Source organism: Psychrobacter sp. CX14 (genome assembly GCF_057396205.2).
Window position 1 is genome coordinate 212168 of record NZ_CM183187.1, and the last position, 22978, is coordinate 235145.

The 22978-nt window shown below is 42.1% G+C and carries 20 protein-coding genes; 12 read left to right on the plus strand and 8 right to left on the minus strand.

What is annotated here, in order from left to right:
- Window positions 1-31 precede the first annotated feature (31 nt).
- The 6 genes from AC2SLO_RS00935 (at window position 32) to AC2SLO_RS00960 (ending at window position 7080) form a co-directional block, all read left to right on the plus strand.
- Complete coding sequence (locus tag AC2SLO_RS00935; RefSeq protein ID WP_486539947.1) at window positions 32-1336, plus strand: valine--pyruvate transaminase; 1305 nt, start codon at window positions 32-34, stop codon at window positions 1334-1336.
- A 51-nt stretch (window positions 1337-1387) separates the two neighbouring features.
- Window positions 1388-1966, plus strand: a complete 579-nt coding sequence (locus AC2SLO_RS00940; RefSeq protein ID WP_486539945.1) for a GNAT family N-acetyltransferase — start codon at window positions 1388-1390, stop codon at window positions 1964-1966.
- A gap of 195 nt (window positions 1967-2161) precedes the next feature.
- Complete coding sequence (locus AC2SLO_RS00945; protein WP_486539943.1) at window positions 2162-2962, plus strand: arylesterase; 801 nt, start codon at window positions 2162-2164, stop codon at window positions 2960-2962.
- 29 nt (window positions 2963-2991) lie between these two features.
- Complete coding sequence (locus tag AC2SLO_RS00950) at window positions 2992-3675, plus strand: ABC transporter ATP-binding protein (protein ID WP_486539941.1); 684 nt, start codon at window positions 2992-2994, stop codon at window positions 3673-3675.
- Window positions 3672-4265, plus strand: coding sequence for an HAD-IB family hydrolase (locus tag AC2SLO_RS00955; protein ID WP_486539939.1), 594 nt, complete (start codon window positions 3672-3674; stop codon window positions 4263-4265). The genes AC2SLO_RS00950 and AC2SLO_RS00955 overlap by 4 nt, the downstream gene beginning before the upstream one ends.
- Before the next feature lie 130 nt (window positions 4266-4395).
- On the plus strand, window positions 4396-7080 hold the full coding sequence (locus AC2SLO_RS00960) for an ABC transporter permease (protein ID WP_486539937.1): 2685 nt from the start codon (window positions 4396-4398) through the stop codon (window positions 7078-7080).
- 497 nt (window positions 7081-7577) lie between these two features.
- On the opposite strand, the gene AC2SLO_RS00965 is transcribed toward AC2SLO_RS00960, so the two are convergent.
- The 4 genes from AC2SLO_RS00965 to AC2SLO_RS00980 all read right to left on the minus strand — a co-directional run bounded on the left by AC2SLO_RS00965 (window position 7578) and on the right by AC2SLO_RS00980 (window position 11665).
- A complete protein-coding gene (locus AC2SLO_RS00965; protein WP_486539935.1) occupies window positions 7578-8609 on the minus strand; it encodes a serine/threonine-protein kinase in 1032 nt (343 codons plus the stop codon).
- A complete protein-coding gene (locus tag AC2SLO_RS00970) occupies window positions 8606-9064 on the minus strand; it encodes a hypothetical protein (RefSeq protein WP_486539933.1) in 459 nt (152 codons plus the stop codon). The genes AC2SLO_RS00965 and AC2SLO_RS00970 overlap by 4 nt, the downstream gene beginning before the upstream one ends.
- 668 nt (window positions 9065-9732) lie before the next feature.
- Complete coding sequence (locus AC2SLO_RS00975) at window positions 9733-10503, minus strand: lysozyme inhibitor LprI family protein (protein ID WP_486539931.1); 771 nt, start codon at window positions 10501-10503, stop codon at window positions 9733-9735.
- 388 nt (window positions 10504-10891) lie between these two features.
- On the minus strand, window positions 10892-11665 hold the full coding sequence (locus tag AC2SLO_RS00980; RefSeq protein ID WP_486539929.1) for a lysozyme inhibitor LprI family protein: 774 nt from the start codon (window positions 11663-11665) through the stop codon (window positions 10892-10894).
- 268 nt (window positions 11666-11933) lie between these two features.
- Here AC2SLO_RS00980 and AC2SLO_RS00985 point away from each other — a divergent pair, with 268 nt between their 5' ends.
- Window positions 11934-12131, plus strand: a complete 198-nt coding sequence (locus AC2SLO_RS00985) for a hypothetical protein (protein ID WP_486539927.1) — start codon at window positions 11934-11936, stop codon at window positions 12129-12131.
- Between the two features lie 293 nt (window positions 12132-12424).
- Here the strand turns inward: AC2SLO_RS00985 and AC2SLO_RS00990 are convergent, their stop codons facing one another.
- Together AC2SLO_RS00990 and lplA are read right to left on the minus strand one after the other, a co-directional pair.
- The gene (locus tag AC2SLO_RS00990; protein ID WP_486539925.1) at window positions 12425-12814 is read right to left on the minus strand and encodes a hypothetical protein; all 390 of its coding nucleotides are present in this window, start codon (window positions 12812-12814) and stop codon (window positions 12425-12427) included.
- A 258-nt stretch (window positions 12815-13072) separates the two neighbouring features.
- Window positions 13073-14077, minus strand: coding sequence for a lipoate--protein ligase (gene lplA, locus AC2SLO_RS00995; RefSeq protein ID WP_486539923.1), 1005 nt, complete (start codon window positions 14075-14077; stop codon window positions 13073-13075).
- A gap of 127 nt (window positions 14078-14204) precedes the next feature.
- Between lplA and AC2SLO_RS01000 the strand changes: the two genes are divergently transcribed.
- The gene (locus AC2SLO_RS01000; RefSeq protein ID WP_486539921.1) at window positions 14205-14588 is read left to right on the plus strand and encodes a hypothetical protein; all 384 of its coding nucleotides are present in this window, start codon (window positions 14205-14207) and stop codon (window positions 14586-14588) included.
- A gap of 133 nt (window positions 14589-14721) precedes the next feature.
- Here AC2SLO_RS01000 and AC2SLO_RS01005 read toward each other — a convergent pair whose 3' ends face one another.
- Window positions 14722-16323, minus strand: coding sequence for a GMC oxidoreductase (locus AC2SLO_RS01005; protein ID WP_486539919.1), 1602 nt, complete (start codon window positions 16321-16323; stop codon window positions 14722-14724).
- Window positions 16324-16735: 412 nt separating this feature from the next.
- On the opposite strand from AC2SLO_RS01005, the gene AC2SLO_RS01010 reads away from it, so the two are divergent.
- The 4 genes from AC2SLO_RS01010 to AC2SLO_RS01025 all read left to right on the plus strand — a co-directional run bounded on the left by AC2SLO_RS01010 (window position 16736) and on the right by AC2SLO_RS01025 (window position 21474).
- Window positions 16736-17674: an alpha/beta fold hydrolase gene (locus AC2SLO_RS01010; RefSeq protein WP_486539917.1), complete on the plus strand. Its 939-nt coding sequence runs from the start codon at window positions 16736-16738 to the stop codon at window positions 17672-17674.
- A gap of 369 nt (window positions 17675-18043) precedes the next feature.
- Window positions 18044-19114, plus strand: coding sequence for a Cj0069 family protein (locus tag AC2SLO_RS01015; protein ID WP_486539915.1), 1071 nt, complete (start codon window positions 18044-18046; stop codon window positions 19112-19114).
- A gap of 110 nt (window positions 19115-19224) precedes the next feature.
- Window positions 19225-19377, plus strand: a complete 153-nt coding sequence (locus AC2SLO_RS01020) for a hypothetical protein (RefSeq protein WP_486539913.1) — start codon at window positions 19225-19227, stop codon at window positions 19375-19377.
- A 225-nt stretch (window positions 19378-19602) separates the two neighbouring features.
- Entirely contained in the window at window positions 19603-21474 is a 1872-nt protein-coding gene (locus AC2SLO_RS01025) for an amidohydrolase (RefSeq protein WP_486539911.1), read from the plus strand.
- A gap of 119 nt (window positions 21475-21593) precedes the next feature.
- On the opposite strand, the gene AC2SLO_RS01030 is transcribed toward AC2SLO_RS01025, so the two are convergent.
- Complete coding sequence (locus tag AC2SLO_RS01030) at window positions 21594-22742, minus strand: catalase family protein (RefSeq protein ID WP_486539909.1); 1149 nt, start codon at window positions 22740-22742, stop codon at window positions 21594-21596.
- Between the last annotated feature and the right edge of the window lie 236 nt (window positions 22743-22978).

Consider the following 22978-nt stretch of genomic DNA (forward strand, 5'->3'; position numbering starts at 1 on the left):
TTAATCTAAAAATAACTTAAACGGTACTAATATGAAGTTTTCAAAATATGGCCAACAGTTCACACAAACCAGTGCCATCTCTCAGCTAATGGATGATTTGGGCGATGCCCTAAAGAGTCCAACGCCTGTGAATATGCTCGGCGGTGGTAACCCTGCGCGTATCGATAAAGTGAACGAGGCGTATTTTAATGTCTATAAATCATTAGAGCAGGGCGGTATCGACGGCGACGCTATTGAGTCCATTGGGAACTATTCTAATCCGCAAGGCGATGCTAAATTTATCGATGCTTTGGTTGCTTTTTTTAACCGTCATTACGACTGGAATTTAAGCACAGGTAATATTGTGCTAACTAATGGCTCGCAAAACGCCTTCTTCTATTTATTTAACTTATTCGGTGGCACCTTTGAGGACGAAAATGGCAATACCAGTACCAAGTCTATTTTAATGCCTCTAGCGCCAGAGTATATCGGCTATAGTGATGTGCAAATTGACGGCGAACACTTTATCGCCATTGAGCCTGAGATTGAAGAAGTCGAGCACGAAGGCGAAACAGGTTTCTTTAAATACAAAATCGACTTTGAAGTGTTAGAGAACTTACCGGCACTCAAAAACGGTGAAATTGGGGCAATTTGCTGCTCACGCCCGACCAACCCAACCGGTAACGTGTTAACCGATGAAGAAATGGCGCATTTATCGAAGATTGCCAAGCAATATGATGTGCCGCTAATTATTGATAACGCGTATGGCGAGCCGTTCCCAAATATTATTTATCCTGATGTTAATCTCAACTGGGATGAAAGCACCATTTTGTGCTTTAGCTTATCGAAGATTGGCCTACCTGGGGCGCGTACCGGCATTGTCATTGCTGCACCGGAAGTGATAAAGACGGTAAGCGCAATGAACGCTGTGGTTAATCTTGCACCAACACGCTTTGGTGGTGCCATTACTGCGCCATTACTTAACAACGACAATTTAAAACAGCTGTGTGATGAGACCATTCAGCCATTTTATGCGGCAAAAGCCAAGCTTGCGATTCGTCATATTAAGTCTGAGCTTGGCGATTATCCGGTATTTATTCACAAGCCCGAAGGGGCGATTTTCTTATGGGTATGGTTTAAAGACCTACCTATTACCACCACCGAGCTGTACGACCGTCTAAAAGAAAAGGCCACGTTAATTGTGCCAAGTGAACACTTCTACCCGGGTTTAGATACGGCCAATTATCCGCATGCTTTTGAGTGTATTCGTATGAGTATCGCTGCCAGTGATGAGACCTTAGAGGCAGGTATCAAGGTGATTGGCGAGGTGGTTCGCGATTTATATGACAATAAGTAAGGTCATCCCTACTTCACAGATGACGCATGCGCTGCCTAGGAGAATACGGCGATGGCTTTGAAAAAATTATTTAGTACCACAAAAGCCGAGGTCTATTTGCTCAACCAAGACCTAGCGCAGCCGCTACAAGATTATTTACTGCGTAATGAGGCGCGCCTTGCACCTTATGAACCACAGAGAGATGCCAATTATTATACGTTGGAAAGTATTGAGGTACATATAGAGGCCACGCTAGGTGCCTACCATCAGCGCAGTGGTATATCGATGGTTTTTACCCCAAAAGATTGCTCACAAATTATTGGGGTGATTAACTTTAATGGCTTTATGTATGGGGTATTTCAGGCGGGATATCTGGGATACTCCATAGATGCCGATTATGAAGGTCAAGGCATCATGACCGAGGTGCTCAGCCGTGCAATCGATTATGTGCGCAAACACTATGGACTGCATCGTATTATGGCCAATCACCTGCCGGATAACGACCGAAGTGCTCGCCTGCTTAAAAAACTGGGGTTTGAGAAAGAAGGGTATGCCAAATCTTATCTTAAAATTAACGGGATATGGCAGGATCATGTTTTAAATTCGTTGGTTTTTGATGATAATACTAATGACTCATACAGAGTTAAATGATGGATTATAAGTCTCACCGCTAATCTACTTTATCATTCGTTTAACCTTTCTACTCTCCTATCCTGCCCTCTATAGTTATAGTCCGGCAACACCATAACCAATCATAAACAGCTAAAAATATCTACCATTGTTAGTATGATGTCATTGCCTGATTTTATTGTTTTTTAACCATGCGTTTTGGTTTATGGAGTTGTTATGTCCTTGCCGTTTCTTAAACCACTGTCGTTTATCGTTGTTGCAAGCTCATTGTTAATGGCTTGCCAGCCTAGTAAAGACAACACAGATAGTCCTATAAATGCTGAGTCTGAAACTCCGACTTCGACTCAGTCTCAAAGCATACCTGCGACTACAGAATCCAGTACATCACAGCCATCAGATGCTGACCCCACCCAAACCATCGAACAACCCATAACTATCCTAGCACTTGGTGACTCACTCACCGAAGGTCTAGGCCTACCAGAAAATGAAGCTTACCCCGCTCAATTAGAAGCCGCGTTAAAGCAGGCCGGTTATATCAATGCTAAAGTCGTCAACTCTGGCCTTAGTGGCGAGACGAGCACCGGACTGATAAATCGCCTTGACTGGGCGCTTAAAACCAAACCTGATATCACTATTTTAACCATTGGAGCCAATGATGCGATGCGCGGCATTGATGTCGCCACGATAGACAGCAATATTCGTACTGCCATTGAGCGTCTACAGAATGAGGGCAGTATTGTGATTCTGGGCGGTATGCAGATTTATGATAATTTAGGGGATGATTACGTGAAATCCTTCTCTAACTTATATCCAAAAATTGCTGAAGATACCGGTGTGCCTTTTATTCCCTTCTTTTTAGAGGGTGTCGGCGGTGTGCCTGAGCTCAACCAATCTGACGCCATTCATCCGACTAGCGAGGGCTATACACGTATCGTCCAGAATAATATCTTGCCTGTGCTTAAACCGACACTAGATGAATTCGTTGGTGAACAAGCAAGTGATAGCGCACAACCGTAACCCTACTGAGCCTGACTATGAGAGATTCGATGACCAACGCAACTGCTTCCACTAAGCCTTTATTACACGCGACCAATCTGAGTAAAAGCGTGATGATTGGCGAGACTAAGACGAACATTATCAAAGATGTCAATGTGAGTATTGGTGCTGGTGAGTTTGCGGTAATCATGGGTAAATCAGGTTCGGGCAAGTCAACGTTATTAGGCTTATTGGCAGGACTGGACTACCCTGATACCGGTGAGGTTTGGCTAAATGGTCAGAATTTAACGGACTTGAGCGAGGATGAACTGGCACAAAAACGTCAACAAGATATGGGCTTTGTGTTCCAGTCCTTTCATTTGTTGCCGACGTTAACCGTTGCCGAAAACATTGCGTTTCCGCTTGATATTTCCCGTCGGCCAGACGCCAATCGAGTCGAAGAACTGCTGGTTGCAGTAGGCTTAACTCATCGCCGTGACAGCCTACCACATCAACTTTCAGGCGGTGAACAACAACGCACCGCATTGGCTCGGGCGCTAGTGGCTCGTCCAAAAATTATTTTTGCCGATGAGCCAACAGGTAATTTGGATGAGCAAAACGCCCAGCAGGTGATGAATTTATTGCTAGAGCTACAACAACAGTCCGGTACCGCTTTGGTGGTGGTGACACATGACCCTGCTTTAACAGAAAATGCTAATCAGGTGATTACTATTCATGATGGGCGGGTTGAATGAACCTAGCATTATTCGATTTCGACGGCACCATTACCCATACAGATACGTTTACTCAATTTATGCTATTCGCTGTGCCTAAAAAAAGATTGCGGCTCGGTAAATTAGTACTGCTACCCGCGCTTATCAGATATAAATTAGGCTTTGAAAAAGGTCGTGATATCCGCGCAAAAATCTTACACTTTGCCTTTAAAGGTGTCGATGAACACAGGCTGCAAGCCAAAGGCCAAGCTTATGCCTATCATATTCTGCCTAAATTTTTGCGCCCTAGTGCCATGCAACAACTACAATGGCATAAAGACAGAGGGGACACAGTGGTTATCATTTCTGCTTCTTTGGATATATACCTAAAGCCTTGGTGTGAACGACATGGGCTGAAACTGATATGTACCGAAGTGGATGCGAAAAACGGCATTGTCACTGGTTTTAGCAAGCAAGGCGACTGTAGCTTTCAGCAAAAAAAACAGCGTGTCATGCAACAATTTAAGCTGTCTGATTATCAGCATATTTATGCCTATGGCGACACGCCAGAAGATAATGAGCTACTAGCAATGGCGTCGGATGACAAGCGCTTTTATCAGTACTTTGATTAAAAATCGAGATCGTCTGCGCTACTGTCTTTACTAATCACTTACCGTCTTTTATGCGTCACAGCCTGACTGCTCTATATTATTAAATCCTCATCCTCACCCACATCAACCATCAATCAATAGCCCTGCCACTATGACCAAACAACATACGCCCATTCCAACCAACTCTTATACCAACCTAGGTAGTAAATCGCTCAACCGAAGCTGGTGCCGACATTGGGTGTATCCGTTGTTGTTTTTGCTGGCGATGGTATTGTCGTTATCAACTTATTTGACACTGGATTCGATTCAACAGTCGGTGCGCGATTATGTGACTGAGAATCAACGGGCGCTGGTTGGTGGTGATTTAATTTTAAGCAGTAAGCAAGCGTGGACGCCCGATGTGCTAGAGGCGGTGCAAACGTTTGAGTCGGTAACGGATTCAAAATCCGCTGGTTCTGTTAATAGTAATGTTGAATCAGGCGTGGTTTATGATTATCAATTTAATGCGATGGTGTCTAACGTCAATGCTGATACAAACGCTAACGATGATTCAGACGTGCATACCCTGCTCGCCCGTGTAAAAGCGGTATCGAACCAATACCCTCTATATGGCGAGGTGATGCTAGCGTCAGGCAAACCGCTTTGGCAACAGCTTACTCCCAATACGGTAGTGGTGGAAACACAAGTGTTGACAGGGCTGAATCTTAAAGTAGGCAATAAGGTCAAAATTGGTGATGCGGTTTTTACCATCGCCGATGAACTGGTCACTGAGCCTGATCGTCCGTTGACTGCCTTTGGGTTTGGCGCACGGGTGCTTATGAGTGCGGATGACTTAGAAGCGACCAACTTAATGGGGCAACGTAGCCGAGTTAATTACCGTATTGAGTTGGCGGGTAGCCCTGACGCCATTGCCAGTGAGCAGACCAAACTTAAGCAAATTATCGATACCCTGCCCGCCTCGCAAGATGTGGAGATGACGACGGCCGATGAGTCGGACACGTCGGTGACTGAGGTATCGGATAATGTACTGATGTTTTTGAAATTGCTGGTGATAGCCGTGTTGTTTTTATCAGCGGTAGCACTTTTGAGCGTGGTAAAGGCGTTTGTTGGCTTGCAACAAAACTCTAATGCCATTCGTCGTGCACTCGGTGAGTCGGTGCGTTCGATTAAACGCAGTTATTATCTGCTATTTTTGGGGATGGCGGTGCTGGCATGTATTGCCTCTGGATTGTTAAGTCTTGGGATGCTAAATATCGGAGCACAGTATTTAACCGCTATTTTGCCGCCTGATATCCAGCTGTCTATTAAGATGGTCAGTTTGGTTAAAATCAGTATCGTGGCGTTGGTGATAACCATACTAGTAGTACAACAAAGCTTGTATGCGGTGACTCATACCAAGCCATCAGCGGTGCTCAAACAGTCTACTAGCAATACCCGCCAGCATCCGCCACTATATTGGTATGGTTTGGTGTTATTAGCAAGTTATGGACTGCTCACCTATGAGTTTGGCTCACTGATGAAAGGCTTACAGGTATTGGGCGGTATGCTAGTGCTGGCTGGCAGTTTTTGGTTGCTTGGTAAGGGGTGGTTGTGGTTATTAGCGAAACTGATTGAGCGTGGCTTGTTTGGTAAGAGGCTTGTGGGTAAACAGTCCGGATGGATGGCACGTATCGCAGTGCATAATTTGTCGCGTAAGGGCAATCAGTCTGGGCTATTCTTTGTGACCCTCGCCTTGTCGGTGGCGGTCTTGACCATGATTACGCTCTTAAACCATAGCCTGAACAAACAGTTTGTACAGGCGTATCCTGAAGATGCGCCAAACCTGTTTTTGCTCGATGTACAAAGCGATCAGCATGACGCATTGAACACGATGATTGATGCGCCCATTATTTATTATCCAGTGGTACGAGCGAGAGTGACTGAGGCTGGTGGTGTGGCTGCTGATGAGATTGTGGTGCCACAAAGTGAGGGCGATGACCCAACTCGGGTGTTTAACTTGAGCTATGCCGATAGCGTAATGGATACTGAATTTATTAAAGAATCGGTAGAGCCCAACCAGCTTTATGCACCTATTACGGCTGACACTCAGGCTAATAATGAAGGTGACAGCAAAGATGAGATCGTGCCGTTATCGATATTAGATTCTGCTGCTGAACTGTTCAATGTGGGTATGGGCGACCAAGTACGCTTTAACATTCAAGGTATTGAGATAGTCGGGCAGATTACCAGTATCCGGGAGCGCTATGAGCGTGGCCCTAGTCCGTTTTTCTATTTCTTATTTGAACCTGAGGTATTGGCAGATGCACCACAAATTCAGTTTGCCACGACCAAAGTAGATGCTGCCCAGATTCCGCAATTACAAACTGACCTTGTGCGGGCGTTCCCTGCCATCACAACTATTGACGGCGGGGCGATTGCCAAGCAAGTTCAGAGCTTTGTCAATCAGATGAGCCGACTGGTAGAAGTGTTTACCTTACTCGCTATGATAACAGGCATTATGGTACTCATCACCTCGCTATTATCCACTTCTCAAGACCGACTGCGGGATAGTGCGTCGTTTCGATTACTCGGTATGCAAAAGCGGGACTTGTATAAAATTAATATGTTAGAGATTGGCTTACTTGGCATCAGTGCGGGGGCGTTTGCAGTGATACTGGCGAGTGGTACGGCTTATGTTATTATTACCCAGTGGTTTAATCTGCGCTTTAGTGTGCCTTGGGGTAGCTTTGCAATCGGTGCGGTGTTACTGATAGCGGTGTTATTGATTATTGCGATTGGGTATGTGCGCTTGGTGATTGGACGTGGGATTATGGCTAGGGTTCGGGGGATGGTTTAGGAAGGTTAGCGCTGGACAAACTGTAGCTGAAACCTGCTTGCTATTATCTTGTCAGGCACGGCTGTAGGCGCTAAGGCTAGGGTCATTCCTGACTATGCAATAATACCCCTAACTAAGTGCGTATAACGCTGTTCAGCACTAAGTATATTTGCTTTAATCTGGACTAAGCAGTTTCTTCAACTAAGTTTTACAAATACAATTCAAAACCTTACTAAAAAGCCAACCTTTACAAGATAAATATCATAAGTATATGCTATCAAGCATCTTTTTCTTATGGGAACATGATCCTTTTTATTATATCAACTCTCCAACTAAAAGCTCTTAATCAGATTTATCCGATCTTTCCTGTATAAAAGCAATCATATACTCTCCATCTTGCTCACATCGAACAATTTTCTTTGCTTTCTTAATGGTCTCTTTCGAAGGTATATTTTCTTTAGCTTTAACTAAAGAAGCTCTAGATTTAAATTGAGTGGGTTTGATATTTATATAGATATTCATCTCAATTTTAATAAAAAACTCTTCAAATTACTGGTAATATTTTTATTCCTACCATTTTTAGTAACCTTAGGTTTTTTATCTCCTTTGTTAAGTATTACAGAGTATTTTGAACCTGTACCGTCCTTGCAAACCCACTGTTCAGAAGTTCCACTAGAACTATAGTGCCAATCAAGTCCTTCATAATCAATAGAACTAAGGTCATTTAATATATCTCTAGTGTTACTATACCTTCTTGAGGTATCAGTTTCTAAACATCGCTTTATCACTTTTACTAACTGTGACGGTATATGTAGTGGTATAACTTCTTTATCTGGAAAAGATCCAGCTCTAAGGGCTTCCCTAAAGTCATTAACATTTAATTCACAGTCATCATTAAGATAAACATTGTACTGTGCGTTAAATACATCATCTCCAACACACATCCTATAAAGAGTTAGTCCAATTTGATAAATATCAAATTGAATATTAACTAGATTTTGTCTTGTAGAGTCAAGTAGTTCTGGTGCAGAATGCTTTAAATAATGCCGAGTAAGCTGATACCAACCATTATCATCAGTATAGTCTGAGAGACCAAAGTCAGATAATAAAGCTTCGTTATTATCTGATAATAAAATATTATCGGGTTTAATATCTAAATGAACCAAGTTTTTAGAATGAATATGAGAAACACCATTAATAAACTGAATACTATATCTAATAATCTCTCTAGCAGTTAAATTTCTTTTAGACATGAGAGATTTTAACGACCCTTTACTGTAGAAAGGCATTGCTATATAAAAGTTATTATTATCTTTGCAAGCATATTGAATCTGCACAACATTTGGATGAGAGCTCGCATATAATATTTTAGCTTCTCTAGAAAGCTTATCAAGATTTGTTGAATGTTGAGAAATTTCCTTAATAACTATCGTTGCATCCATATGTTCGTCATGGGCAAGGAATACTTTAGAGTTCACTCCCTCTTGTCCAATCTCATGTTCTTTTCTAAATGATATAATGGCAGGAGAATAAACTGGTTCAAAATTCATAATGTCATAACCACCGCTACTAGTATTGATTCAATTTGTTCTTTGTTAAAATCTTCGATATTTATATCAAGCTTAGTGTCATTCTTTTCTTTATTTATAAACTTCTTTAATTCTTTAGCATTAGTATTCAGTTTACTTGCCATACTAGAAAGAACCAGGGTTCTATAGTCGCTAACCGAGCTACTTGCAAAAGTTTCTTGTATCACACCTTCTAGATAAATTCTCTGTATACTCTTAGATTGAGCATTCCCTTCTGTAACTCTAATTCCAGCTCTAGATATTGAGTACTCGCGAAGGATATCTAATATATTGCTTCTAATGTACTTAAGTTGCTCTGGAGTAGTAATTGCACATGGCACTTTAAGACTTTCAATATTAATAAAATTTTTACTTTCACTATCATAGACTGAAAATATAACTTCTTTTGGTTTAACCCTTATTCCTAAAGTATTCAACTTATACCCTCTTTTTAAACATAATCTTAGAAATGACTACTAAAGTAGCAGAATCTATTAAGTTATAATTATGGAGGTATTAAAAATTTATCGCAAGCGTATCATGAGTATTGCGAAGCAATACTCATATTCAACTGAACGAATCGTGGCTTATTACCGACGCTACCTTATATATCAAATCTGACCTTCAATAAAAGGTTTATTATAACTCTTATCTTACCATAGGAGCGGTTTAGCCCTGATTGAAGCGGATATACTGCCAGTCTGAACAGGATTCAGTGGTCAGATTTGGGGCGGCGCGCGAAGCAAGCGACGGCACAAACTGATACCACTGACCTGTTCAGACTGGCAGATAGTAGCGAAAAGCAGGAAATAGCTACAAACCCTCATGCAAACACTAAATCGCTCTAAGCAACTCTAATTTCAATGACTCCGAATAGTCGCCTTCATATAGAATGCAATAAATTAGCTCAGACAATAGGTCTTTATCAATCACATTATCGGCAACCCAAACGGCAATAGTCTCCATCTGAAACACAAAATGACGCGCTAAGAAATTAAAGCCATATTATATGTAAAGATTAAGCCGTGGGTTTCGCTTCACTTCACCGCACGCTACACCTTCTTCAAACTATAATGTACGTTTGACGACACAATCCCGTATTGCCTTATTTCTTCTCAAACACTAGCCCATCAAAGTATCCGCGCATACCGCAGTTCAGCTTCCGATACTGGTCTCCCATATCTCTGACAAGTATCTGCGGCTTACCTTTGTAGGTAGCAGGATAAAGCCTTAACTCAGCAGTTTCATCAAGCTCATAGTTGTTTATCGTCCAATAACTGCCTGACCAAGTCGCAAGTTCGTCGGTTATGGAGCACATATGTGCATTGTCAAACACCATCAGACTGTCTATAACCGCTAAATATGGCTTACCAGACACACTGTGGATATCAATGCTGTTATCTTCTTGATAAATCCTATATTCATTTGGAGCATCTTGATCGTACACAGATATTTGCATAGATTTATTAAACGTACCAAAAGCACGGCTAGTTGGTAAGTCTTGTGGCTTTATCTCGTCACCACCACTCCACTCTGCTCGTAGCTTTGGCTTAGCCCCTAATCGTTCTTGATATTCACGAATTAGACAGGCTGTATCTTTACAAGTATTGCGCTGGAAGATAAGCCAGTGCAGTTGCTCGTCACGGGTTTGCTCTGTATAGTCGTACTCATTGTCTTTAGCCTCCTCCATATCGTCTGAGTATTGCACTGCCAACTCATCATCAAGTTTCGATAATTCGGGATTGGTACAGATTAGGTGTTCAACAGTGGTATTGGCTTTATTGCAGTCAAAACTTGCTGAGTATGCGGGCAGAGAATATAGGCTCGCGCTTAGGAAGGTAGAGACGGCAATTGAAGTTAATGTCCATTTTTTCATAGCGGTTCTCATATTGATGACAGATATATCAGATTATTCCATACTCTTTGTAATGTTTTTTAATAATGAATACTATATTTACTATAACTAAACATAAATAGCAAAGTTTACTGGCATAGACTTAAGGTATGCCACTTATTGGCTCTGATATTATTTTATGGGTTATGGCAATAATACAAATGGCTAGTACGATAATAAATGTAATTGCAAGACTTTTTAGCCTTAAGCCATGTCGGAATATCAGCGCAATATTAGAGGTTTAAAAGAAATGATCTTAAGTGACAGTCTTTAAGCAGATACATTACTTTGTTAAGATTCGGATTTCACCCATCTAAACCGCACGCTATCCTTTCTGCCTACTAAGATATACATTTGACTATACACTCCCCTACTGCCTCTCGAAAATCTGACCATCAAAATAGCCCCGCATTCCGCAGTTCACTTTTGCATATTGGCTGTTAAGGTCTCTGACTAGTATTTGGGTTTTACCCTTTTGAGTGACGGGATAAAAGCGCAACTCGGTCGTTACGCCGTTGTAAGCGTCCTTGATTTCCCAATGGTTCTGCGCCCAGTGTGCTAAGGTTTCATCGACGTTACAGGTATGTCCATTGGCAAAATCAAGCCACATATCAATGACGGCGAGATAAGGCCTTTCGTTGACTTTCATGATATACAGTCTGTTATTTTTGATAGGTGCCTCGTTGTTATTAACCTTATCATTAACATTGAGATTAACCTTGTCATCAACAACAGAAACTTTTGACGAGCCAACAAAGTGTCCAAAGGCCTCATCGTCAACGAGGTCGCCACGACCACGGTCATTACCGCAATCAACCTGACACCCCAAACGTTCTTCATATTCACGCATAAGGCATGATTCATCTTGGCAAGTATTGCGCTGAAAGGTGAGCCACCTGTGTTGCTCAGAGCGAATATGATTGACAGCGTCGTTACCCTTGCGCTTAGCTTTTGCAAGCTCATTGTTGTACTGCTTTGCCATCTTTTCATCTTGCTTAGACAATATTGGACTCGTACAAATTAAATTCTCAACTGTACTACTGGCTTTGTTACAGTCAAAACTGGCTGAGTGTGCAGGTAGAGAATATAGGCTGGTGCTTAGAAAGGCCGAAAAGGCAATTGAAGTTAATGTCCAATTTTTCATAGCGTTTCTCCTAATTAAGACGGATACGACGGATAAGACGTGTGTTTAAGATTATTCCACACCCTTTATGAACATTTGTGATGATAGTTATTATATTTACTAGAAATAAACATAAATACCAAAGTTTACAGGCGTATACTAAAAGTGTGGCACTTACTGGCTCTGATATCATTTTATGTGTCACGGCAACAATACTAATGGCTAGTACAATAGGAATAGCTAGTACGATAAGAATGGCTAGCAGAGCACAAACAAGGAGAATACTGTGATGGAACATAGCAATAAAAATACGGCAAAGCGTGTCAGTAAAGACTGGACTGATGGCAATCAAGCCAAAGATACGGGAAAGTTTAGCGATAATGATAGAGCATACGACTCTTGTGATCGTGTTATTCAAGACATTAATGAGGCCGTGGATCAGCAAAGTGAGTCGACGGATTGTGAAGATGGCGAAGAAGAATGTTGATAAAGCTTGGTGTGATACGCTTTTAAGATAATGCTTAGAGCTTTTAAAAAATACAACTACGTTAGCCGACTTAGTACATTCTACCTTTACTGATACTCAATCGAGACAACGGGATAAGCTGGAATTCTAATCAATAAAAAAGCCGACTGCCTAAATAGACAGTCGGCTTTTTATTAATCTTGATATATGACACAACGATAATAGCTAAGCAATCACCCCATTGATGTGGCCTACTTATCTGCCCTACCACACCTTAAATAGACTGATAAATGCTTAGTACATTCAACTCAAAATTAGTCAAATGTATTTGAAGAGGTCGTGTACTCCGCTTCCGGTGCTCGTAATGATGGCGCTGAAGGTAGAATCACATTACGGAAGTATTTAGACTTTCCCTCCAAAGTTTCGTTCACTTTTTCAATTAAGTCTTCAATAATATCATCATAGATACCATGATGCAGTTCAGTCTCAAATGAGGTCAATGGGTGCTTACGTGCCGCCATTCTCGCCTCGGTCACGCCATGCTTAGTATAGAAAATATCAACGCTACCGTCGCTGTTTAGAACACAATTTAAATCGCCGCCCTCCACATTTAAATCAATGCGTTCTGGTAAGAAAATATAGTCCTCTACGTCGGTCAATTCTTTTTCTACTTCTTGCTTAAACAATGATTTTATATCAAACATGGCGTCGCTCCTAATAGTTAAAATGGGTGAAAACGATTACGTTTTTTAAGAGTTATTCTGACAGAGTAAAACAAATGTTTTCTGCTGATCACGGTTTTATTTTCTACTATTGCTTAGATAAAACCGTTTCGGCTGTTCATTTTTTTAGCTGTTCATTTAAAGTAATCGCTGTTTATTAATCTATCCTATAAGAAGCTTCGGACATAATTAAGTGAGAAAGTGTAAAACTACGTTAGTTATTAGCAAAGTAAGCGGTAGTTAGGTTTCCATTTCGCTAATTAACCATTGTTCAACGTCCTCTACTTGCGCAGAAAAATCAGAACTTCCCTGTTTCAAGTGCTCAAGCTTGGCTTTGACCTCATTAATGGTGTATTTGGTATCGGTCAATGCCTGCTTAAGCATATCGATTAGCTCGACATTAAGCGCATCGGAGAAAATCACCACCTCTCTAATAATCGCTTGCTGCACATCCAAATGCAGGTCGATAATGCCCCAATCAAAGCGGGTCTCAATATGATGGCTAAACTGCGGTGTCTTACCAAAGCGCCAATCCCAATCGGCCATCTGCTGATAATATTTATTTAGATGTGGCTGCTTTGATAAGCTGGCCTCCTCTAACTGCTCAACCTCAACTTGCTGTCCGTAATACTCACAAAACGCTTCGATAATCGCTTGTGACAACACTTCATGATTGATGTCTTTATTAAATTCAATCAGGTTAGCAACCCGTGAACGCACTGACTTAATGCCTTTGGCTTTCAGCTTAAGTGGATGCGGGTTTAGATAATCGCCCAGCTTTTGCATATTGGCATTGACCAATAAGGTGCCATGGTGAAAGCTGCGGTCTGAGGCATGTTTAAAGGCACTACCTGATATTTTGCGCTCGCCAACCTGCATGTCATTGCGCCCTGACTGAGTCGCATTGATACCTAACTTTTTGAGCGCATTAATAATGATAGTGAAGTTGGCATCTTGGTTATAATCGTCTTTGGGCGTTAAGAAAGTAAAGTTGGTGTTGCCTAAATCATGAAATACGGCCCCGCCGCCACTCTGACGACGTGCCAGATACACCCCATCTTCTTCCATTTTATCAATCTTACACTCCACCCACGGATTCTGTGTGCGTCCAATGACCACGGTTTCACTGTTACGCCATAAAAACAGAGTATGTGAGCCGGGGTCTAGTTCTTGAAAAATCCAGTCCTCGGTCGCAAGATTAAACCAAGGATTGGTCACGGAAGATTTTAAGATACGCAGTTTCATTGGTTATTCCCTTATATATTGTCTTTATGGTTCGGATGTTATTTAATTAAAGTTAATAATTTTTATAGAATGAATATCTACTTTATATCAGTGAGTTTATAAACCCAATTAACCTTTAGGATTATTCATGAAGTCTATCATCTCGCCCGCTTTGATTTTTATAAGCTTGTTATCTGCAAGTATTACTCCTACGTTGGCTCAATCGCCCTCAGCAGCAGCAACCACATCTAAATCTGAGCTGGTAGCCGGATCTTATACCAATCAGAATTTACGCCAAGATACTGCCGCCGCACTGGTTGAACATGGATATATTAAGCCACTAGATGACATTACGCCGTTTATTATCGCTCAACCAACAGGTCCTGCCGGCAAAAAAACGTGGCGGGAGCTATGGGTCACCTCACCCGACCATTCTCCTGCCTATTTTGCCATTACCTTTACAGAAGACGGTAACGGTTCAGCTGACTTTGCCATATCAGCTATATATGATGTGGATCAAATCAGTCAATAATAAGCCAAGCGGCCTTGTAATGATTGCGAGACTGGCTCACATGTATAAGACTTCTAGCTGTTAAAAATAAAAACGCCCAATTAGGGCGTTTATCAGTCTTAATCTAAAATCAGTCTAACTCTATAAAAATGGCCTATGAAAAATCTTCCTTCACAATCGTCGCCATATTGCGCTCAGCAAGGCCGGTGATAAACACATAAGGGTTCACGCCAGCACTACCTGGAATCAACGAGCTGTCTTGCACATAGATATTGCTGTGGCCTTTAACGCGTCCATATTCGTCGGTGGCTTTACCTAATACACAGCCGCCTAATGGGTGGTAGCAGAAATCATCGCCAAAGCCGTTGTTAAATAATAAGCCTGCTTTGGTGCCGTCATTAGATGCTTCTAACTTCTCTAGTAGCTTTTTGGCGCCGTTAACCGAATATTCGTTTTGCGAGCGCTTCCAGTTAAGTTTTACTGATTTCGACTCTTCATCATAGTAATAGTTGCCGCGCTCAGGATTGTCGGTAATGGCTAAGAATAAGGTTGACCATGTCTCAATACCCAGTGGTAGCGGTGCAATTTCAGCGAAGATTTTGACCTCAGAGTCAGGCTGATTATCCCACATATTGATGCCTTTCACTGGAATGGTGGATTGAACTGAGCCGGCAGAATCTACAAAGTTACGGCCGGTCATAATATTGCCGTTGGGCCCCCAATATTTACCGATGTGCTCATTTAAGTTATTTAACTTACCCTCAGCTCGGCTTTTGATTAGCAGCTCTGAGGTGCCGGTGCTACCTGCATTTAAAAACAGCTTATCGCAAGTATAACGCTCAATGGCTTCAACACCGCCGCGCTTCCCAAGCACATGTACTTCTAACGCTAATTTATCAACCTCTAAAGCTTCAATAGACACCACTTTACGCAGGGTTCGTAGAGAGACTTTGCCAGTGTCTTCTGCGTCTTTTAGATAGGTCAAATCGAGTGAGAACTTACCCGCATTGTTGCCATAGATCACCTCACCGCCTAGACCTGAGCGATATACCTTGCCTTTATCTTCTTGTTGCATATAGTCAAAGTCGTAGCTGTTAGCGAAGAATTCGGTTTTTAGACCTGCTTTTTCAGCCTGCTTTTCTGCGGCGCGGGTAAATTGATAGTATTTTGAGTTATTAAAGAAGTCCTCTGGAATTTGGCTGACCTTTAACTCTTTCATCGCCAAGGGGAAGTAAGTGTCATACATCTCATCGGTATCAATCCACGGAAACACGTTTTCAAAGTGATCACGTCTTGGCTCAATAGCGATGGCGCCATTGACGATAGAGCCGCCGCCATAAGCACGACCTGTAAACACACTTATCTCATCGTATTCGACCAAATCCAAAACCCCAGGATATTTTTTAATAGGGATAGGAATGGTAATCGGTGCGTTAGGTAAATTAGTAAACCAACTCGAGCGCTCATCCGCATTAATCATCTTACAGAAGGTATCATTCTCAGGCGTTCTGTCCCAGCGCATGCCCATCTCCAGAATCAGAACCTCATGCCCTTTTTCGGTCAGACGACGTGCTGCTACTGCCCCGCCATAGCCACTACCGACAATAATATTGCTAAAGTGACCCATCTCTTGTGTGGTTTCTGGTAGAGGCTTGCTTATCATGCCACCAATTGTCTGGCAACCCGTGACCGTAGCTGATGCGCCAACTGCACCCAAACTTAGCCCCATTGTTTTCATAAATTGACGTCGTTTCATACGATTGCACCCTAAAGTTTTGGTAAAATATCCCCATTCAAACAAGCGCTCAGTATCTGTAGCTAAATAATCTAAGTCGCTCATAAAAGCCCTATACACCCTTGGGCTGTCTAATCAGAGGAGTTAGAGAGCTTAAAACACTTGTCTATATTTTAATCAGTCGTGCCAATTTTCAGGCTCAGTTTAACAAGCTTAACTGTCGCAATTCTTTAAATTAGGTAACATCGCACAACCAATATCAAGTTAAGACTATCTACTTATCACCATGCTAAATTTCATATTATATTAAAAGTGGCACTGGCATAAATATGCGCTAAAATATGAAGCCGTATGCTTTTGTGACAAAGTTGCGTTATTTTTTGGCGCAGTAATTGTCTAAAATAACCACTTCTTGATCTGTTAAGAGCCCTTTATGAGCCAGCCCATTCCCGACTTTACAACTAACCCCTTTTTTAATCTGCAAGATCAGTGGATTCAGACCAACCCCAATGAGCTGACCCATTATTTTGATGAGGGCGCGGGCATGCCAGTACTCATGCTGCATGGCTCTGGACTTGCCACCTCAGCGGCAGGTACGTGGTGGCTGAATATACCGACGCTGAGTCAACACGTACGCACCATCGCTTTTGACTTTATAGGTTACGGTGAGACGATAACTGCGGAGGATTCAGAGTTTGGTATAAGGGCGTGGGGCGAGCATACAATTCGCTTAATGGATGCACTTGAGATTGATAAAACATGGCTTATGGGCAGCTCACTTGGCGGCTGGGTGGCGTTGCAACTGGCCATTGATTATCCTGAGCGTATTTATGGTGTCATCTCTGTTGGTACTGGCGGCGCGAAACCGCAAAAATTGTCGACTACGTCAAATACGGCAGACCACGCTAATGCAGAAAATACCGCTGCGACTAAGGCTGTAAAACGTCCCACACCGCCGCCGTTGACGCCCGAGCGCATTCGCCAAGATCTACAAAAGAATATTCAAAAAGAATCGCTTATCTGTGATACCTTGGTAGACCTACGTTATCAGGCAGCTTTGCTGGAGTTGGAGAAAGGACTCAGACCAACGCTCCTTGCTGCTCGCGACCGTGACCGCTATCAATTGCCACTAGATTTAAACACCTTAGCACGAACCCAATTGCCGGTATTATTGATACATGGTGTCAATGATAAGGTGGTGCCCTTATCGCGTACCCTAGAGCTGGTAACAGCGATTCCAACAGCAGACGCGCATCTGTTTAGTGCTTGCGGGCATTGGCCGCATATCACTAAGGCAGAAGAGTTTAATCAATTGATTGGTCACTATTTGACGGCCAACAGCTTGATGAGTAATAGCATCCCATCTACTTGATAAAGATGGCTTATAACAGGGGTGTAGAAGCCCGTAGATAATTTGTCATTTTGTAGTCACACAATCTAGATATTCTTTGTCATCAGCGCTTGTCTGAACTGGTTAAAACACCCTCAAAAAATTGAGACGTCTATATTGTTTTTTATCGGACACTTGTATAGACTTGCGCGCTCGAAATTCAACCCTGACTGATTCTGTAAATCCTTTTAACCCCTAACTCCTTTGGCTTACTTTATGCGCCTATTCATATGGAATGGCTGCTATAAACTCCTGCTTACATTACCTTTATGGCTATTGCCTTATTTTAGTGACAGTAGCTCCTTAAGACATGACTTACTTTGATAGGTTCGTTTAAAAAGAGATTATAATATGAAAAAACACGTTGTTATTTTTGAGGCTCGTGGTGGTTCTGACAAAAGCAAATATGGCTATCGCCGTGACACCTACCCTATTATTGAGTCACTAAAAGCACGTGGCTGGAGTGCAGAGGTCATTTTTTATAGCGATGAAAATCGTGGTGAAATCTACCGCTACACCATCGATAAAGCCGACGCTTATGTCAGCCGTATTAACCCAGGTAACCTTAAAGATGAAACCGGTTATTTTCAGATGTTACGCGAGCTGGTACATCAAGGCGTAAAAGGCCTACCGCACCCAGATGTCATGATTAATTATGGCGCCAAAAACGTCATCGAGCGCTTAAAAGGTACCTCTTTGGTGCCAGAGGACGTCTATTGCTACTACGAATATGATGAGCTAAAAATCCAGTTCCCTATGACATTAGCCCGAGGCGAGCGTGTCCTGAAACAGAACCGTGGCTCAACCGGTGAAGGTATTTGGCGAGTGCAATTAAAAGACCCTAAAAAGTACAAAGATGTGGCCGAAATTCCGGAAGATGCGGTGCTTAAACTTACCGAAGCGCTTGATAACCATGTCGAGGAGAAGACCTTGGGCGAGTTTATTGAGTTTTGTTATCAGTACCTTGAGGGTGACAGCGGTTTGCTGCTAGACATGCCATTTTTGCCACGTATTAAGGAAGGAGAAATCCGCGTATTGATGCTTCGTGACAAAGCAGTGTCTGTGGTACATAAAAAGCCGGATCAATCAGCCGATGCGTTTTCAGCAACCTTGTTCTCTGGCGCAACCTATCGCTATGACAAGCCAGAACAGTGGCAAGAAATGGTCGATGAGGTAGAAGCGAGTATTCCGATGTTGCAAGCAAGATTAGGCGGCTATGCCTTGCCACTACTGTGGACCGCTGACTTTATCTTAGATACCGATGACAAAGGTAATGATGTGTATGTGCTGGGTGAGATTAACGCGTCATGCGTTGGCTTTACCACTCATTTGGAACTGTCAGAGAATATCGCAGATGAGATTATGAATTTAATCGAAGCCGAAAGCGTGATTAACAGCCGCTTCCCTGCTTTTAGAATCTAATAAAGCGCGAGCAACCCAGATTCCTGAATAATTTTAAAATGCACCGGCTAACGGTGCATTTTTTATAATTAACCATCAGCATTCAAGAAACAAAAAAGGACGATTATCTGATGCCTAAAACACTACTCATTATAATCATCACTGCCATCATCGCATTTATAGCCGGCTACAGCGTTAAAGGTTGGCTCTATAAAGATATCTGCTTAGATATGGGCGGCGGCGCAAATCCAAATAACCACGATATTTGCGTCATTGAAAAATAACAATTCTAGTCATTCAAACACACTTTTCTAAAACGTTGTAAAGCCTAACTTCAGTGAAAAGCATGCGAATCAATATTAATTTAACAATGTATCATTTTGTTTCCGTTGTTTATAAAAGTTTACCAAGCAGTGTCTCTTTTAAATTTCTATGGTAGATTACCTTTTATTGCTCGACTATCATTTTATTCTTAACCCATTGTAACTTTTATTTATCGAGAAGCCGCCATGAAGAAAAACATACAAAAGAAAAACCTGATATTGCTCGCAGGTGCTGCCAGCGTATTATCTGCTTGTGCCACTCAGAACGCCCCTTTTAGCAGTAATGATGCCCGTCAAAATACGGCCAATCAAACAGCAGATATGATTGTTACCAATGCCAAAGTTGCGGTAATGGATGATAAGAGAACCACTGCTGAAGCCATTGCAGTAAAAGACGGCAAAGTATTACGCACTGGTAGCGATGAAGAGATTCTAAATCTACGCGGCAAAATGACACGTGTGATTGATGCCAATGGCCGTACCATTATTCCAGGTCTTAATGACTCGCATCTACATATTACTCGTGGTGGTCGTTTCTACAATACTGAGCTACGTTGGGACGGTGTGACCTCGCTTAAAGAAGCGCTGCGCATGCTAAAAGAGCAAGCGGACAGAACGCCTGAAGGTCAATGGGTACGTGTTATCGGCGGCTGGTCTCCATATCAGTTCGAAGAAAAACGTATGCCAACGATTGAAGAGATTAATGAGGCGACAGGTGATACGCCTGCGTTCGTCTTATTCTTATACAGCCGCGGTTGGCTTAATAAAGCTGGCTTAAAAGCGTTGAATATTGATAGAAATACTCAGCCACCTAATGACGATAGCCGTTATGAAAAAGATGAAAACGGTGACCCAACAGGGGTATTATTAGCTGAACCAAATGCCATGATTTTGTATCAAGTCATTGGCAAATTGCCACCATTATCTGAAAAAGAAATGGTTAACTCTACCAAACAATTCTATCATGAGTTAAATCGCTTCGGCCTAACCAGTGCGGTAGATGCTGGCGGCGGCGGACACACTTTTCCGCAAGATTACGAAGCGTCTGAAACTCTAGCGACGAGTGGTGATTTATCAATGCGCATCTCCTACTACCTCTTCCCTCAAAAAGCAGGGGAAGAGCGTAAGCAGTTTGAGCAGTGGATGGCCAATAACGAAGCGTCAGTTAACAAAGCCCATGCCCTATCACACGGCTATGAGCTAAAAGGCGGCGGCGAATACATGACTTGGGCGGCTGGCGACTTTGAAAACTTCTTAGCGCCTAAGCCTTTTATTAAAAATAATGAAGGTTGGCGTGAGAGTACTAAAGAAGTCATCCAAATGCATGTTAATGAAGGCTGGCCATTTAGACAGCACTCAACTTACGGTGAAAATACAAAGTTGATTGTGGATTTGGTTGATGAGATTGACCGTGAAAATAACGGTAAAATAAGAAATGACATGCGCTGGGCAATTGACCATGCGGAAACGATTGATGATGAGACACTCAGAGAAATCAAACGTCTGAATGGTGGTATCTCAGTACAAGACCGTATGGCATATGCAGGTGAGTACTTTGTAGAACGTTATGGTGCAGAAGCCGCTAGTACTGCTCCGCCGTTTAAAAAGATTTATGATATGGGCATCCCTTTAGGATCTGGAACTGACGGTACTCGTGTGGCAAGCTATAACCCATGGATTTCATTGTATTGGATGACCACGGGTAAAACAGTTGGCGGTACTCAACTGTATGGTAAGGATAATATTTTAGACCGCGATGATGCGCTAGAAGTTTATACCAGTGGTAGTGCTTGGTTCTCAAGCGAGGAAGACGTTAAAGGTACGCTTGAGCCAGGTAAATATGCCGACTTTGTGCTGCTATCAGATGACTACTTCACGGTACCAGACGAGAAAATCAAAACGATTGAATCTGTGTTAACGGTTCTTGATGGTAAGGTTGTTTACGGCGCAGGTGAATACAGCAAGCTTGATCCTAAACTACCAGAAGTCATTCCAAGCTGGTCTCCTGTTAAATACTATGGTGGTTACCATAACCCTGCAAAACCAGCTGCTAAGTAGTCTCTAACGCATAGTTAAATACTCGTAGTTGTTGATAATAAAAAATCGGCCTATTAAATAGGCCGATTTTTTTTGGTTTAAATGCCCTTAAAAAATAAAGTGAAGAGAGTTAATTAAGTTTAGAAGAACTCTTTTAGAAAAACCTGTCTTAAACTTGTTGGCTCTTGACGGCGCACGTTATTTAACTTATGACGTGTTTTTGAAGCCGTCTGATAGGCTTCTAATCGCGCTTGCTGTAACTCACCAATCGGGCGATTTTGTTCTAAGCTGCGAAATGGCGTGAATGATAGATTTTCCATAATATCAAAGTTACCATCTTTGGGTGCATGTTGGCGAAGTATGGTCAAGCGAGCCACGGTCACAAATGGCGCCTCTGACTCTTTCCATTGAGTAGTGATTTCATTGATTGGCTGCTTTTTAACGTTACGGCATAATTGAACTTGCACCTCATACACGTGCTCATGCTCGCGTATTTCATTAATAATCAGCGGACGAATCGCATCATCACGCTCAATTAAGTCTAAATCACGGCGCGTCACCTTATCTTTAGACTCTTTGGTAGGTCTAACACGGATTTTGGCCATATAATCGCCATGACGGACCACACCTTGAGAGTGGAAGTCATAAAGCAAAGTGTTCTTTGGCTCAATCTTGGTAAAGGTACCTAGCGCTTTAAAGGTTTTTAACGACTCTGTATTTGGAAAATGAGATCCAAAATTAGTAAGCCAGTTAAACGCCAATTGCACTTGACCGATTGCGCCTTTTTCAGTGTACTTTGGCAATTCTAAGAACAGTCTAGAGATATAAGCATAATCTTCAATGCGGTTACAGAAGAAAATAGGATTATTAATGAGATTATAATCAAAAGTAGTGCAATCCTCTTCACCTGGCGCTAACTTCTTGCCCGGTACATCGAATATCTTAATCGCCAAACCTTGTGCCAACCCCAGCTTGCGATCAGGCGATACCATTGGCGCACCGTTAGAAAAGCGAATCACCGCATCATGTACGCCTGCATTGGCATACAACCCTTGAGCATATTCTTCTGGTAAATTATCTAAAATCTCAAACTCTGCTTTTAATGCACAGTAGCCTTTGGCATGAGCATCACGGGTATAATAGTTAACATCACTTACTTTATCACTACGTGAAATATAGCTTTTAATGTCTTCGGTGATGACGCGGATACTCTCTTTATCCTCTTTTGACAGTTGAATATATTTGTCATCATAACGGGCATACTTTGGTTTAAATAGTTTTTTTAGCATGGGGATTAACCTAGTTGTTGATTGTGAATAATGGAATGAATGTTAAGTGTTACTCTTCTACTAACTATCGGCTCTTAAACGCTCATCACCGCCCTCTTTTAAGTTAACAACGAGCAAATTAACAGCTAATTTAAAGTCATCGAATGACTCAGCGATTTTATCCTTTAAACCTTCTGAATTATTGAGAGGTTTTTAACGCGCTTGGTTCTATCTTGCTTAAAATATAATATTGCTGA